Genomic DNA, 14,550 nt, shown 5'->3' with positions numbered 1-14,550 from the left:
GCCACGGGTGGTTCGCGGGCGGCTCCACCTCAGCGGGACACGGCGGGCTGCACCTGGCCAACACGGGGGCACTGGTGGATCTGCTGGACCGCCCGGCGGATGCGGGGAACACGGTGGTGTGCGCGGAGCACGACCTGGAGGTGGTGGAGCGGGCGGACTGGGTGATCGATCTCGGTCCGGACGGCGGGAAGAACAGCGGGAAGAACGGCGGCGAGCTGGCCTTCGAGGGCACGCCGAAGGGGCTGCCGGCGGACCGCACCTCGGTTACCGCCGAGTATCTCCGCCGGGATCCGGGGCTGCCCGCAGAGCCCCACTGACCTGCGAGGACCGCCACACCACCACCACGAGCCGCGCACATGACGGTACGTAGTCGGGTGTCAGCGGGGACGGGCTTGGCTTTGCCCTTACGGTCGCCTTAACCTACGGTCTCGTAACCTACGAAGCCGTAGGTAATTCTCCCGTCCCCAGGAGCTCCCCGTGACGATCACCTCTCCCCACCTCGGCAGTTCGAAGGCGTGGACCGACGCCCAGCTGCTGTACGCGCTGGAAGAGGTGGTGGAGCAGGAACTGAACCGCCATCTCAAGGTCGCCAAGGACTGGATGCCGCACGAGTACGTCCCGTTCTCCGACGGACGCAACTTCCCCGGCGTCTTCGAGGACGGCGAGGCCTGGGCCCCGGACCAGTCCAAGGTCACGGACATCGGCAAGATCGCCCTCGTGGTGAACCTCCTCACCGAGGACAACCTCCCCAGCTACCACCACGAGATCGCCTCGCTCTTCGGCCGCGACGGCGCCTGGGGCACCTGGGTGCACCGCTGGACCGCCGAGGAGGGGCGCCACGGGATCGTGATGCGCGACTACCTGCTCACCTCGCGCGCCGTGGACCCGGACAAGCTGGAGCAGTTCCGCATGGCGCACATGGCGGAGGGCTTCGAGTCGGACAACCGGCACTCGATGCTGCACTCCGTGGCGTACGTGGCCTTCCAGGAGCTGGCCACCCGCGTCTCGCACCGCAACACCGGCCACCAGTCCGGCGACCCGGTGTGCGACCGGATGCTGGCCCGGATCGCGACCGACGAGAACCTCCACATGGTGTTCTACCGCAACCTCCTGCGCTCCGCCTTCGAACTGGCCCCGGACCTCACCATGCAGGCCGTGCGCGACGTCGTCGTCGACTTCAGGATGCCCGGCCACGGCATGCCCGGATTCGAGCGGGCCGCCGCGCAGATGGCGATCGGCGAGATCTACAACATGCGCATCCACCACGACGACGTGATCCAGCCGGTGCTGCGCTACCTGAAGGTCATGGAGATCGACGGGCTCGGCCCGGAGGGCATGCAGGCGCAGGAGGAGCTCGGCCTGTACATGGGCGGTCTCGACAGCGAGGCCGCGAAGTTCGACGAGAGGCTCGCCGCCCGCAAGGCCCGGATGGCGGCGCGCGGCCGCGGCTGATCCGGGCCACGGTCCGGCGGCCGGTCCGGCCCTGGCTACTCCTGGGCGGTGACCTCCGCGTACGCGACATCGCGCACATCGCCCGAGGGGTGCTGGCGGAGCATCCGCAGCTGGGTGCGCCAGGGGTGGTGCGAAGGGGTCGGGGACGCGGGGTGCGGGAGCTGCTCAGTCCTGGTCGCGTCCTTCTCTGCGGAGCCGCTCGCGCTCCTTCTCGGAGAGTCCGCCCCAGACACCGAACCGTTCGTCGTTGGCCAGTGCGTACTCCAGGCACGCCAGACGTCCTTCGCAGGCGTTGCACAGTTGCTTGGCCTCGCGCGTCGAACTGCCCGGGGCCGGGAAGAAGAAATCGGGCCCGGCCTGCGCGCACAACGCGGTCTCCTGCCAGGCGAGCGCGTCGTCGGTCACGGTGTTGATCAGCATGTGCCCACGGTGTCCCGCGCCGATAAACGACTGATCAACGATTCATCAATCCGCATCCCACGGCCGGGGGCCGGAACTGCGGCTACTGCCTCGGCTCGGGCTTCATCACGGCGAAGACCGCTCCGTACGGGTCGGCGACGTTGGCCAGCTTGCCGACGCCGGGGACCTCCATCGCCGCCAGCGTCTCCGTGCCGCCGAGCCGCTTCGCCTCGGCCACGACGGCGTCGACGTCGGCCACGTCGAAGTACGGCAGCCAGTGGGAGCCGCGCGCCGCCTCGGAGGGGACGTCCCCCATCCGGACGAGACCGCCGAACGACGCCTCCGGGCCGGCGCTCGCCGGGTGGACCGTGGTGTAGGTGTAGTCGGTGCCCTCCACCTTCATCTCGTCGGTCCGCCAGCCGAAGACGCTGTTGAAGAAGGTGGCCGCCGCCGGGACGTCCGGGGTGTAGAGCTCGGCCCAGAGGAACGAGCCGGGCTCCTGGACGACGCCGAAACCACGGTGCTCCTTCGGCTGCCACACCCCGAAATACGCTCCGGCCGGGTCGGTGAAGCCGCCCATGCGGCCGTAGTCGAGGACGTCCATCACCTCGAACGCGGCGCTCCCGCCCGCCTTCGTGACCGCCGCGGCGGTGGCGTCGGCATCGGGCGACTGGAACGAGACCGACCAGGCGCTGGGCGCCTCGTCCTCGGAGACCGTCATCACCCCGCCGACGTACCGGTCGTCCAGGGTGAACATGCCGTAGCCCCCGACCTCGGGGCCGCCGGGGATCAGGCCCCACCCGAAAAGGTCCCGGTAGAAGGCGGCGGCCCCATCGAGATCGGGAGTGCCGAGATCGACCCAGTTGGGTGCTCCGTCGTGGAAGGCCGGGCTGGTCATGGCATGTTCCTCCGTCGATCCGGTCGGTCCCGCTCGTCCCGCTCGTCCTGCTGTGGCTGCTGGGTGCTTCCTCTCCCGTCGAGTCTCGCACCGGGCACTGACAACCGCAGTCCGCACAGGGCCGACCGGGCTGCGGGTCCACACCCCTCCCCGCGTACACGGTGTGGCCCAGCGTAGGGATGGAGGGTCCCCGGGTGCGAAGGGTTGCGCCGGTGCGTCGCGACCCCGCCGCCACGCCCCGGCCCGGCGTCTCGTCAGTGCTGGTGCTCGGCCGCGCCTGCCTCAGCCGTGCGGCTCTTCTCCTCCGTGCCGCCCGCCGCATGGTGCGGTTCGTAGCCCGGGATCGTGCCGTCCGGCTTCTTGATCAGCAGCAGCCCCGCCATCCCCATGTCGGAGTGACTCTGCACATGGCAGTGGTACATCCAGGCGCCCGCGCCCACGCGTTCGCCCGCGATGATCTGGAAGCCGAAGGAGTCGGCGGGGCCGCAGATCTTGTTGTCGATGATCCGGCTGGGGTCGTCGGGACCGGTGAGGATGCCGGTCCGGTTGTCCGCCCAGCGGTGACCGTGGATGTGGAAGGTGTGGTAGTACTCGCCGTGCGTGATCATCACGCATTCGAGCCGGTCACCCACCGTGGCCTCGAAGTTGACGCTGTTGTGGGCCGTCCTGTTGTTGATCGTCATGTCGTTGAAGACGATCGTGAACGTCTTGTCGGGCAGGATGTCGCCCTTGCGGCGCACGACGACCGGCCCGTAGAGCCCCCTGCGGATGCCGCCGGTGCCGTGGTCCGTGCCGACGACGTGGTCGTGGTAGTGCCAGTAGCCCGCACTGCCCGGCTCGTAGGTGCCGTCCTTGCGGCGGCCCGGGGCGTGCGTGCGCCAGGTGTACGTACGGGTGCCGCCGGGTTCGACGTGGCTCTTGTTCATCCGCGTACCGTCGTTGGCGATGTCGTAGTCGACGCCGTGGACATGGAGGCTGGCGTCGACGTCGGTGAGGTTCTCGAACTCGATGTGCACGGTGTCGCCCTCGTTGAGCTCGATGAGGGGTCCGGGGACCGAGGCCCTGCCCTTCTCGAAGCCGTAGCCGAGCTGACCGTCCGCCAACTTCTCGGCGTACAGCCTCAGTCGGCGCACCACACCTCCGGCCGGGGCGGTGCGTGGCGGGTTCTCCGCGGAGCTTGCATTCACCGCACCGAGCGACAACGATGTCACCCCTGTCGCCGCCGCAGCCGCGCCACCGACCACCATCCGTCGGCCGAAGGTCCGTCGGTCCATGTCGAACTCCCCACTGCGATAAGGAAACTGGCGTCACCGCGGAGACGTCAGGGGTCTCCGGAGATCCCCGGATCGGGCCACACCGTAGCCGGGACCCTCCCGTTCATCCACACCCAGGACAAAGTTCGTGCCATTGCTGCCGTAGCTATTGGCGGACCGCGGAAAGGGGTCTAGCTTCGTGCGCTGTCGCAGTGAACCAAGAGGCAGTGACGAAGAGCGAGCGACCCACAGTCACCGAGAGGTGCAGTGACCACAGAGGGGTGGGTGACCACATGCAGCGCGCACCGCATCACCGGTCCGGATCACGACGCGGCCTCGCGGCGGCCCTGGCGGCCGGCGCACTGACCGCGTCCCTGCTGGGCGGCGGGGGCCCGGCCAACGCGGGTACATCGCCCGGCCGGGACCTGGTGGAGAAGATGGCGACAACGTTGTCTCTCCCCTCCCCGCCGGGGGCGAAGAACCAGGTCAAGGTGCTGGTCTTCCACGCCTCGGCGGGCGACGAGGCGACGTACACGGACGCGGGGATAGCGGCGATCGAGAAGATCGGGCAGACCGGCCCGGAGGCCGGGCGCTTCGCCATCGTGGCCACCGACGACCCCAAGGTCTTCACCAACGGCGAGCGGCTCGGCTCGTTCCACGCCGTCGTCTTCCTCACCGGTGGCGGCGACGTCCTCGACCCGGAGCAGGAGGCGGGCCTGGAGGCGTACATGGAGGCGGGCGGCGGCTTCCTCGGCATCCATGACGCGGCGCGCACCGAGCCGTACTCGGACTGGTTCACCGGCCTGGTGGGCGCCCGTCCGGCGGCCGGCAGCCCGACGGCGGTGCAGCGGGCGACCGTTGAGATCGGCGACCGGGTCCACCCGGCCACCAAGAACCTGCCGCTGGAGTGGAAGCGCCCCGACAAGTGGCTCAACTGGACGAAGAATCCGTCAGGTGACGTCCACACCGTGGCGCGGGTACGGGAGTTGACGTACCGGCCGGGCGCGAGCGCCAACGGCTGGGACCACCCGGTCTCCTGGTGCCGGGACTACGACGGCGGCCGGTCCTTCTACACGGCGATGGGCGGTACGGCGGACAGCTTCACGGAGACCGACTTCCGCGACCATCTGCGCGGCGCGCTCGCCTGGACGAACCGGACCTCGCAGGCCGACTGCACGGCGACCATCACGTCCAACTACACCGCCGAACGGCTCACCCAGCCCAACCAGCCGGGCCGGAACGACCAGATCGGCGAGCCGCACGGTCTGGTGACCGCGCCGGACGGGAAGGTCTTCTACATCGGGCGCGGCGGCGCCGACAGCTCCAGCCCGGTCGTCATCGACTGGAACGACCCGGACATCGGCAAGGGCAAGGGCGAGATCCACGTCTACGACCCGAAGACCGGGAAGGTCACCCTGGCGGGTGCGCTGGACGTCTTCGGCAACAAGGGCGGCGGCGACGAACTGGTCAAGGTCGAGGAGGGGCTGCTCGGGATCGAGCTCGACCCGGACTTCGCGTCCAACGGATGGGTGTACCTGCACTACACCCCGCACGCGAAGATCGACCGCGACAAGCGGCTGGCGACCCGTCAGGTATCCCGCTTCACCTACGACTCGGCGTCCGGGAGGCTGGACCCGGCCTCCGAGAAGGTGCTGCTCGGCTGGCCGGTGCAGATCCACAGCTGCTGCCACGCGGGCGGCGGCATGGCGTGGGACTCGAAGGACAACCTGTACATCGCGACCGGTGACAACAACTCCTCAGGTTTCAGCGGTGGTTACTCCGGAAACAACCCGGAGCCGAACTACCAGGGCATCGCATTCGCCGACGCGCGGCGGACCTCGGGCAACACCAACAACCTGAACGGCAAGATCCTGCGCATCCACCCGGAGGACGACGGGTCGTACACCCTGCCCGAGGGCAACCTCTTCACCGGCCGGGAGCCGGACGAGGGCGGCGGGAAGACCCGGGGCGAGATCTACGTGATGGGCGTGCGCAACCCGGCCCGGATCTCGGTCGACCCCGCGACGGACACGCTGTACGCGGGCTGGGTCGGCCCCGACGCGGGTGCGCCGAGCACCACCTGGGGCCCGGCGAAGTACGACACGTTCGCCGCGATCACCGAGGCGGGCAACCACGGCTGGCCGTACTGCATGGGCAACAACCAGCCCTACCGGGACCGGAATCTGCCCGACCCGAGCCGGCCCCTGGGCTGGTACGACTGCGACGCCCCCAGGAACGAGTCGCCGCACAACGACGGGCTGGTCAAGCTGCCGCCGGTCACCCCGAACACCATCTGGTACTCGCCGCAGGGCGGCGGGGTGGACTACCCGCGCGACGAGAACGGCGTACCGAGCTACAGGACGGAGGAGGGCGAGGAGTTGCTGCCCTGGCTGAAGGGCGGCGGGCAGGCCACGATGAACGGCCCGGTCTACCGCTTCGACGCGCGGAGCGAGTCCACCGCCAAGTGGCCCGCGTACTGGGACGGCAAGTGGTTCGTCGGTGACTTCTACGACGGCGCCCAGCCCCGGCATGCGGTCATCACCGACCCGAAGACCGTCGGCAAGGGCGGACTGCCCGTGCACGCCGAGTCGTTGAAGAAGATCATCCCGGTCGGGGCGGACGGCATCCGCAATCTGATGGACTGGAAGTTCGCACCGGACGGTTCGCTGTACGTACTCGACTACGGGCGCGGCTTCTTCACCTCGGACTCCAAGTCCGCGCTGTGGCGCGTGGCATACAAGGGCGGCGGCGCGACTCCGGCCGCCGGAGACCTCGTCGGGAAGGCGGCAGCACAGTGAGACACGGCATGGTCCCCGCACGGCGGCGGCATCGGCCGACCGGATTCTGGGTGGCCCTGCTGGCCTCTCTCCTGATGGTCCTCGGGCTGACCTCGACGGCCGCGTACGGCCGGGAGGACGACCGTCCCTCGGCCGCGGCCGCCGACCAGGTCCTGACGTGGACGGCCGGCGATCCGATCGACCGCTATCTGACCGCGCCCAGGACGGCGGTGGCGGGCAGGGCGACCATCGTCTTCGAGAACAGCACGGCGACCGGCAACACGACGAGTATGCCGCACACACTGACGTTCAGCGTGTCGGACCCCGAGTTCAACAACGACGTCCAGCTGAACATCCTGGCCAACCCGGGTGACGCCGAGGGCGGCAAGCACAGTGTGGAGGTCACGCTGTCACCCGGCCGGTACTTCTACCACTGCACGATCCCCGGCCACGGCCGGATGCAGGGCATCCTGACCGTCACCGAGGGCAGCGGCGAGGACACCGAGACCCCCGAGACCTCGGCGAAGGTCGACGGCGACCGGAACGGTGACGGCGCGTACATCGGCCAGGCCACGGTCACCGTCGAGGCCACCGACGAGGGCTCCGGCGTCGACACCGTCGAGTACGCCCTCGGCGCGGAGGGCGAGTGGCAGCCGTACACCGCGCCCGTCGTGGTGAACGAGGTCGGCGAGCACACCGTCCGCTACCGGGCCACCGACGGGGCGGGCAACACGGCGGCGGAGAAGTCCGTGGACTTCGCGGTCGCCGCGCCGCCGACCGACGACGAGACACCGCCGGAGACCTCGGCGACCGTCACGGGTGAGAAGGACGAGGCGGGCGCCTACCTGGGGATGGCCACGGTCACCGTGACCGCGTCCGACACCGGGTCCGGCGTCAACACCATCGAGTACGCGATCGGGGCCGACGGCGAGTGGCAGCCGTACACCGCGCCGGTGATGCTCCACGAGCCGGGTGAGCACACCGTCCGCTACCGGGCCGCCGACCGGTCGGGGAACGTGGCGGACGAGAAGGCCGTCGAGTTCACCGTCGTGGAACCGCCGTCGCAGGACCGGACGGCTCCGGAGACCTCGGTGAAGGTCGAGGGCGACAAGAACTCCGACGGGGCGTTCATCACCAGCGCCAAGGCCACCGTCACCGCGACCGACGACGACTCGGGCGTGGAGAAGGTGGAGTACTCGCTGGACGGCGGTCCCTACCTCGCGTACACCGCCCCCGTGATCGTCGACCGGGTGGGCCACCACTCCGTCTCCCACCGGGCGACGGACAGGGCGGGCAACACCTCCGAGGCGAAGAAGGTGTCGTTCACCGTCGCCCGGGGCGGCGGGGTCCCGGCGCCGAACTGCGCGGAGTTCGACGAGCGGCACACGGTCTTCGTCGGCACGGTCGACACGGGCGTCCCGAACCGGATCACCCGCAATCGCTGCACGATCAACGAACTGATCGAGGACGAGAAGGACTGGTCCTCCCACGCGCTGTTCCTCAAGCACGTGAAGTCGGTGCTCGACAGGCTGAAGACCGACGGCGTCATCGACCAGCGCGAGCGCAGGGCGGTCGACCGGGCCGCCAAGCAGTCGGGCATCGGGAAGCCCGGCCAGGTCGAGGGGTACACCAGGCTCTTCGACGGCACGGCGGCCTCGCTCGCCAGATGGCAGCACGTGGGCGGCGGCGCGTTCGGGCTGAACGAGGAGGATGCCTCCATCACCAGCTCCACCACCGTGGGCGGTATGGGCATGCTGTGGTTCCCGGCCAGGGCGTACGACGACTTCTCGCTGAAACTCCAGTGGCGGGACGACGCCCCGGGCTCGGGCAACGCCAACGGCGGCGTCTTCGTCCGCTTCCCGAAGGTCCACGACCACCCGGAGGAGTCACGTCCGGAGTGGGTCGCCATCAAGTACGGGCACGAGATCCAGGTCAACGACCGGCCGGACGGCGACATGTACAAGACCGGTTCGGTGTACGGCTTCGACCGGGTGGGGCTCGGCGGCGCCGGGGTCACGCCCAAGGGCACCTGGAACGACTACGAGATCAAGGTGGTCGGCCAGCACTACGAGATCTACCGCAACGGTGTCCTGATCAACGAGTTCGACAACACCGGCGGTCAGCTCTTCGAGCCGCCGCGCGGTGACGACCCGGGCACCGACGGCCGGCGGTTCGCCTCCGGCTACATCGGGCTCCAGGTGCACGGGGTCACGGACGTCATCTCCTACCGCGACATCCGGATCAAGGAGCTGTAGGCCCGCGGAGGAGGTCTCAGGAGGCCGTGGCCGCATGCTCAGGTGTGCGGGCGCGGCCTCCTGGGTGTCGGTGGCGCCACACCCAGAACACCGTGCAGGAGACCAGCGCCCAGGCGGCGAGCACCAGGTACGGGAAGACGAACTGATGGCTCTGGTAGTAGACGGCGGTGTGCTGGGCGTTGACGGACGCGCCCGGCGGGAGCCAGCGGCCGATGTGCCCGAGGGCGGAGGGAAGCAGCGGCCAGGACACCGCTCCGCCGGACGAGGGGTTGCCGAGCAGCACCATGACGCCCCAGGTGGGGATCATCGCCCACCGGCCCATCAGGGTGTTGAACATCGTGAAGACCATGCCGGAGGTGAACATCGTGAACGCCAGGATCAGCCAGGACTGCACGAACGGAAGGTCGACCGCCCCGAGCCACCAGTCCACGGCCGCCGCGATGGCGAGGCCGCCGAGCAGGGCGTACGCGGCGGTGAACGCGATGCGCTCCGCCGGGTTGAGGCCGTGGGCGTGGATGCTCAGCTGGATCGCGCCGAGGAAGCCCATGATCACGGCGGCCAGTGAGATGTAGAACAGGGCGAGCCCGCGCGGGTCGCCCGGCTGGAGCGGCTTGACGTCCCTGACCGTCACCGGCACTCCGGCGGCGTCACCGGCCTCCACCCCCGCCTTGCCGAGCAGTTCGGCCACGGAGGCCCCGGAAGCCCCGGCCACGTCCAGCGCCACCCCGCGGCCGGAGGCACGGACGATGGCGAAGACCTTCTGTTCGTTCAGGGCGCGGCGGGCGTCTGCCGGGTCCGGGTACTCGCGCAGTTCGAGCGAGGTGTCGAGGGCCTTCTCCATCGCGGCGACGAACGCCTCGCCGCGCTCCGCCTCCGGCTGGGTGACCAGGGCGGCGGGAATCCGGTGCGGGGCGGGGTTGGCCATCGCGTAGGTGTAGGAACCGGCGAAGAGACCGGCCGCGGCTGCGACGATGAGGACGAGGACGGTCGCGGGGAGGAACGGGCTGTTCTTGTACGCCTCCCAGCGGTCGCGGAGGGTCAGCGGGCGGCCGTGGGCACCGTGTTTCTCACTGCTGCCGCCTCTGCCACCGATGCCGCCCTGCTCGCTGCTGCCGCCTTTCTCACTGTGTTCGCTCACGCCATCTCGCCGTCGTCGTCGTGCCGGGCTCGGCTGGGCTGGACGCGCTTGGGTTCGCCGGGCATCTTCGGGTACTCCGGCGGGTACGGCATGTCCCCCATCCCCCGCTCCTTCTCGTCCCGGTCCGCCAGCTCCAGCAGCCCGTCGAGACGGAACGCCTCCTGGTCCATGTCGGCGTGGACATCGCCGAGTTCGGCGTACCGTCGCGGCAGTGTGCGGATGTCGAAGTCGCGCGGTTCGGCGTCGTCGATCTCCTCCCAGCGCAGCGGGGCGGAGACCGGGGCGTGCGGGAAGGGGCGTACGGAGTAGGCGGAGGCGATCGTGCGGTCGCGGGCGGTCTGGTTGAAGTCGACGAAGATCCGCTCGCCGCGCTCCTCCTTCCACCAGGCCGTGGTCACCCGGTCGGGCATCCGCCGCTCCAGCTCGCGCCCGGCGGCGATGGCGGCGCGCCGCACCTCGGTGAAGGTCCAGGCGGGCTCGATGGGGATGAAGACATGCATCCCCCGGCCCCCGGAGGTCTTGGGCCAGCCGCGTACGCCGTGGTCCTCCAGCACGGACCGCAGCTCGTGGGCGGCGGTGACCGCGTCGGCGTAGTCGGTTCCGGGCTGCGGGTCGAGGTCGATGCGCAGCTCGTCGGGGTGGTCGGTGTCCCCGGCCCGGACCGGCCAGGGGTGGAAGGTGAGGGTGCCGAGGTTGGCGGCCCAGATGACGGCGGCGAGCTCGGTGGGGCAGATCTCGTCGGCGGGGCGGCCGCTGGGGAAGGCGATGCGGGCGGTGGGAATCCACTCGGGGAGGTTCTTCGGCGCCCGCTTCTGGTAGAAGAAGTCGCCCTCGACCCCGTCCACGAAGCGCTGGAGGGTGGTCGGCCGGTGGTTGAGGGCACGGGTGATGCCCGCCCCGACGGCGAGGAAGTACTCGGCCACGTCTCTCTTGGTGTAGCCCTTCTCCGGGAAGTACACCTTGTCCGGGTTGGACAGCCTCACGGCCCGTCCGCCCGCGTCCAGCTCCACCGCTGCTCCCATGACGGCCACCGTAGGCCGATCGCACATATGCTGCATATCGGGAGACATGGGCAGGGAAGGGCGACAGAATCGGGCCATGGACCTGCCGGTGATGCCGCCCGTGAAGCCGATGCTCGCCAAGTCGGTGTCCGCGATTCCGCCGGGCATGAGTTACGAGGCGAAGTGGGACGGCTTCCGCGCGATCGTCTTCCGGGACGGCGACGAGGTCGAGATCGGCAGCCGCACCGGAAAGCCCCTCACCCGCTACTTCCCCGACCTGGTCGACGCCGTGCGGGAGAACCTCCCGCCGCGTTGCGTGATCGACGGGGAGATCGTCATCGCCCACGAGGGGCGGCTCGACTTCGACCGGCTCAGCGAGCGCATCCACCCGGCGGACTCCCGGGTGCGGATGCTGGCCGAGCAGACCCCGGCGAGTTTCATCGCCTTCGACGTCCTCGCGGTCGACGACACCTCTCTTCTCTCCACCCGGCAGGCGGACCGGCGGGCGGTTCTGGAGGCGGCGCTCGCCGGCGCGTCCCCGCCGGTCCTCCTCGCCCCTTCCACCACGGACATCGACGTCGCCCGGCAGTGGTTCGACCGGTACGAGGGCGCGGGGCTCGACGGGGTCGTCGCCAAGCCGGTCGATCTGCCCTACCGGCCCGACACCCGGGTGATGTACAAGATCAAGCACGAGCGGTCGGCGGACGTCGTGGTGGCGGGCTACCGCGAGCACAAGAGCGGCCCGGTCGTCGGCTCGCTGCTGCTCGGCCTGTACGACACCGGGGGCGTGCTCCAGCACGTCGGGGTCTGCGCGGCCTTCCCGATGAAGCGGCGCGCCGAACTGGCCGAGGAGCTCGCCCCACTGCGCACCGAGTTCGCCGACCATCCGTGGGGCGCCTGGGCGGATGCGGCGGCGCACGAGCGGTCCCGGCTGCCGGGGACGCAGAACCGCTGGTCGGGCAAGAAGGACCAGTCCTGGGTGCCGTTGCGGCCCGAGCGGGTCTGCGAGGTGGCGTACGACCACATGGAGGGCGACCGGTTCCGGCACACCACGCAGTTCCGGCGGTGGCGCCCGGACCGGTCCCCCGCCGGCTGTACGTACGCGCAGCTGGAGGAGGTCGTCTCCTACGACCTGGCCGAGGTGCTGTCAGGCGGCTGACCCGGACACCGGTTCGCCGGTCGGCGTGGCACAGGGCTCGTCCGACGCGCCCGGGCCCGCCGGCTCCGCGTCACCGGACGGGGAGGGGGCCGGGGTGTCGCCGGGGCTGCCGGGCGCGGTCTCACCGGGGGCCGGGTCGGGATCAGGGTCGGGGTCCGGCGATGTGGGGGGTCCGGTCGGGGTGGGACTCGGGTCGGTGGGGTCCGGCCCCGGGTCGGTCGGATCGGCGGGGCCCGAGTCCGTCGGATCGGGGCTCGGGCTCGGGCTGGGGCCGGGATCCGTGGGGTTCGGGTTGGTGGGGCCGGAGTCCGTCGGATCGGGGCTCGGGCTGGGGCCGGGGTCGGTGGGCCCCGGGTCTGTGGGACCGGGGTCCGTGGGGCCCGGGTCTGTCGGATCGGGGTCCGTGGGGCCCGGGTCCGTCGGGCCGGGTGAGGGCGTCGGGGACGGTGGGCGGGTGGGCTGGGGGCCGATGACGATGCCGCCGTCGTCATCGCCCTTGCCTTTGCCGTCGCCCGGGCGGTCCTGCGTGCCGGGGCCGCCGACCGGGGCCTTGGGCGGGGTCTTCCCGCCGGGGCCCGGGCTGACCGGCACGACGCCGTTGCCGTCGGCGACCGGGTGGGTGCCCTTACGGTAGAACTCCAGCCACGACAGCACGGTCCGCAGATAGGCCTCGGAGCGGTTGTAGCTGAGGATCGCCCGGTCCAGGTCGGCGCGGCGCGTCAGATCGCGGGGCCCGGCGCAGAGGTAGTGACCGGCGGCGAGCGCCGCGTCGAAGATGTTGTTCGGGTCCTTGCGGCCGTCACCGTTCCCGTCCCTGCCCCAGGCCGCCCAGGTGGAGGGGATGAACTGCATCGGCCCGACAGCCCGGTCGTAGGTGCGGTCGCCGTCGTACGCTCCGCCGTCGGTGTCCCGGATCAGGGCGAAGCCGTTTCCGTCGAGCGCGGGCCCGAGGATCGGGGCGAGGGTCGTCCCGCGCGCGTCGACCCGGCCGCCGGACGCCTGGCCGGACTCGACCTTGCCGATCGCCGCGAGCAGCTGCCACGGGAGCCCGCAGCCTGGGTCGCCGCGGCGCACCGCGCTCTCGGCCCGGCGGTAGGCGGCGAGGACGGTGGCCGGAATGCCCGCCTCGGGCCAGGCGCGGACCACCACCGGATCGGGTTTCGCACCCGGCTTCGGGGGTGCGGGCGGCTTCGGGCTCCGCAGCGGCGGTAACTCGGTGTGGTAGACGTCGTCGCCCGGCACCTCGGTCCACACCACGTCGTCGGAGGCGGCCGCGGCCTTCTCCCGGCGGGGCTCGGGCAGCTCGAACCCCGGCGCCTGGGACGCGGTGAGCGCGGCCATCGCGGCGACCGCGGCGGCCGTGGTGGTGAGGCGGCGGCGCGCGGTGCGGTTGGCGCTCATCTGGGCTCCTCTCCCCCGTCGTCCGGGGCCCGGTCTCACCGGGTGAACGTGTCGATGGCGGCGATCAGCCAGGTGTCCCCCCGGCGCACGGCGTCCACGGCGAACATGGCCGCCGCGTAGGTGGTCTCCTCGTCCTTGCCGGTACGGGTGTTGCTCTGGTCGGCGAAGATCAGCAGCCGGGCCCGGTCGCCGTCGAGGAACTGCACCCCGCTCTCGGTGACCGTGGTGGTGAGGACGAGCTTCTGCTGCGGGGCCTGTTCCCGTACCTCGGCGAGCATGTCCTTGTGCTGCCGCACGGCCCGGCCGGTGAGGTAGGTGCTCGCCGCGCGGTCGGACCGGGCGGGCGAGGCGTAGTCGTACGAGAACACCGCGCCGACCGCCTCGCTGATCCGGCCCTTCACCTCACTGGTACTGCCGATGTCGGTGAGCGCGGCGTTCTGCCGGGCCGGTTCGTCCCGGAGCTCCCCGGCCGAGGCGAACGCCCAGGCGGCAAAGGCCCCGAGGAGGACGGTGAGGGCGCACAGCACAGCGGGCAGCGGGACACGGAGGCGGCGGAGGCGAGGCCCGCTGCTCCGGGGGCCGTCCGGCTGCGGGGCGGCGCCAGTCGCCTGGTCGGTGCCGGTAGCCGGGTCGGCATCGGCTTCCGGGGCGGCATCGGTCGCCGGGGCGGCGCCGGTCACCGTGTCGGGGGCCGGCACTTGAGCCGGTTCGGCCTCGGTCACCGTCGTACGGGGTGGTGCGGTGGCGAGCCGGCGGCGGCGGTTGACGAGGTGGCGGGTCGTCGACAAGGCGGGGTCCTCTCCGGGGCGAGCGGGGC

Annotated in this window: 11 protein-coding genes and 1 pseudogene; 5 read left to right on the top strand and 7 right to left on the bottom strand. The window is 71.0% G+C overall.

Annotated elements, in window-relative coordinates:
* Positions 1 to 44: 44 nt before the first annotated feature.
* Both ACZ5WC_RS25335 and ACZ5WC_RS25330 read left to right on the top strand, forming a co-directional pair.
* Positions 45 to 317 (top strand): annotated as a pseudogene (locus ACZ5WC_RS25335) (excinuclease ABC subunit UvrA); the annotation flags it as partial.
* Between the two features lie 160 nt (positions 318 to 477).
* Entirely contained in the window at positions 478 to 1,452 is a 975-nt protein-coding gene (locus ACZ5WC_RS25330; protein ID WP_468542953.1) for an acyl-ACP desaturase, read from the top strand.
* Positions 1,453 to 1,617: 165 nt separating this feature from the next.
* On the opposite strand, the gene ACZ5WC_RS25325 is transcribed toward ACZ5WC_RS25330, so the two are convergent.
* From ACZ5WC_RS25325 to ACZ5WC_RS25315, 3 genes are all read right to left on the bottom strand, one after another.
* Positions 1,618 to 1,872, bottom strand: coding sequence for a WhiB family transcriptional regulator (locus ACZ5WC_RS25325; RefSeq protein ID WP_468542952.1), 255 nt, complete (start codon positions 1,870 to 1,872; stop codon positions 1,618 to 1,620).
* Between the two features lie 82 nt (positions 1,873 to 1,954).
* Complete coding sequence (locus tag ACZ5WC_RS25320) at positions 1,955 to 2,749, bottom strand: VOC family protein (RefSeq protein ID WP_468542951.1); 795 nt, start codon at positions 2,747 to 2,749, stop codon at positions 1,955 to 1,957.
* Positions 2,750 to 3,003: 254 nt separating this feature from the next.
* The gene (locus ACZ5WC_RS25315; RefSeq protein ID WP_468542950.1) at positions 3,004 to 4,023 is read right to left on the bottom strand and encodes a multicopper oxidase domain-containing protein; all 1,020 of its coding nucleotides are present in this window, start codon (positions 4,021 to 4,023) and stop codon (positions 3,004 to 3,006) included.
* Between the two features lie 272 nt (positions 4,024 to 4,295).
* On the opposite strand from ACZ5WC_RS25315, the gene ACZ5WC_RS25310 reads away from it, so the two are divergent.
* Together ACZ5WC_RS25310 and ACZ5WC_RS25305 are read left to right on the top strand one after the other, a co-directional pair.
* Complete coding sequence (locus ACZ5WC_RS25310) at positions 4,296 to 6,800, top strand: ThuA domain-containing protein (RefSeq protein WP_468542949.1); 2,505 nt, start codon at positions 4,296 to 4,298, stop codon at positions 6,798 to 6,800.
* Between the two features lie 8 nt (positions 6,801 to 6,808).
* Positions 6,809 to 9,034, top strand: a complete 2,226-nt coding sequence (locus tag ACZ5WC_RS25305) for an OmpL47-type beta-barrel domain-containing protein (protein WP_468542948.1) — start codon at positions 6,809 to 6,811, stop codon at positions 9,032 to 9,034.
* Positions 9,035 to 9,050: 16 nt separating this feature from the next.
* Here the strand turns inward: ACZ5WC_RS25305 and ACZ5WC_RS25300 are convergent, their stop codons facing one another.
* Both ACZ5WC_RS25300 and ligD read right to left on the bottom strand, forming a co-directional pair.
* Positions 9,051 to 10,127, bottom strand: coding sequence for an ABC-2 transporter permease (locus ACZ5WC_RS25300; RefSeq protein WP_468543041.1), 1,077 nt, complete (start codon positions 10,125 to 10,127; stop codon positions 9,051 to 9,053).
* A gap of 41 nt (positions 10,128 to 10,168) precedes the next feature.
* Positions 10,169 to 11,194 (bottom strand): non-homologous end-joining DNA ligase, encoded by a 1,026-nt coding sequence (gene ligD, locus ACZ5WC_RS25295; RefSeq protein ID WP_468542947.1) that lies wholly within the window; start codon positions 11,192 to 11,194, stop codon positions 10,169 to 10,171.
* A gap of 76 nt (positions 11,195 to 11,270) precedes the next feature.
* On the opposite strand from ligD, the gene ACZ5WC_RS25290 reads away from it, so the two are divergent.
* The gene (locus ACZ5WC_RS25290; RefSeq protein ID WP_468542946.1) at positions 11,271 to 12,332 is read left to right on the top strand and encodes an ATP-dependent DNA ligase; all 1,062 of its coding nucleotides are present in this window, start codon (positions 11,271 to 11,273) and stop codon (positions 12,330 to 12,332) included.
* Here the strand turns inward: ACZ5WC_RS25290 and ACZ5WC_RS25285 are convergent.
* Together ACZ5WC_RS25285 and ACZ5WC_RS25280 are read right to left on the bottom strand one after the other, a co-directional pair.
* Positions 12,321 to 13,733, bottom strand: coding sequence for a lytic transglycosylase domain-containing protein (locus tag ACZ5WC_RS25285; RefSeq protein WP_468542945.1), 1,413 nt, complete (start codon positions 13,731 to 13,733; stop codon positions 12,321 to 12,323). The genes ACZ5WC_RS25290 and ACZ5WC_RS25285 overlap by 12 nt on opposite strands.
* 35 nt (positions 13,734 to 13,768) lie before the next feature.
* A complete protein-coding gene (locus ACZ5WC_RS25280) occupies positions 13,769 to 14,521 on the bottom strand; it encodes a hypothetical protein (protein WP_468542944.1) in 753 nt (250 codons plus the stop codon).
* Between the last annotated feature and the right edge of the window lie 29 nt (positions 14,522 to 14,550).

The sequence above is a fragment of the Streptomyces sp. NPDC033165 genome (assembly GCF_055577965.1).
Note: the sequence above shows the minus strand (reverse complement) of the source record. Positions and strands in the feature narration are given on the sequence as shown.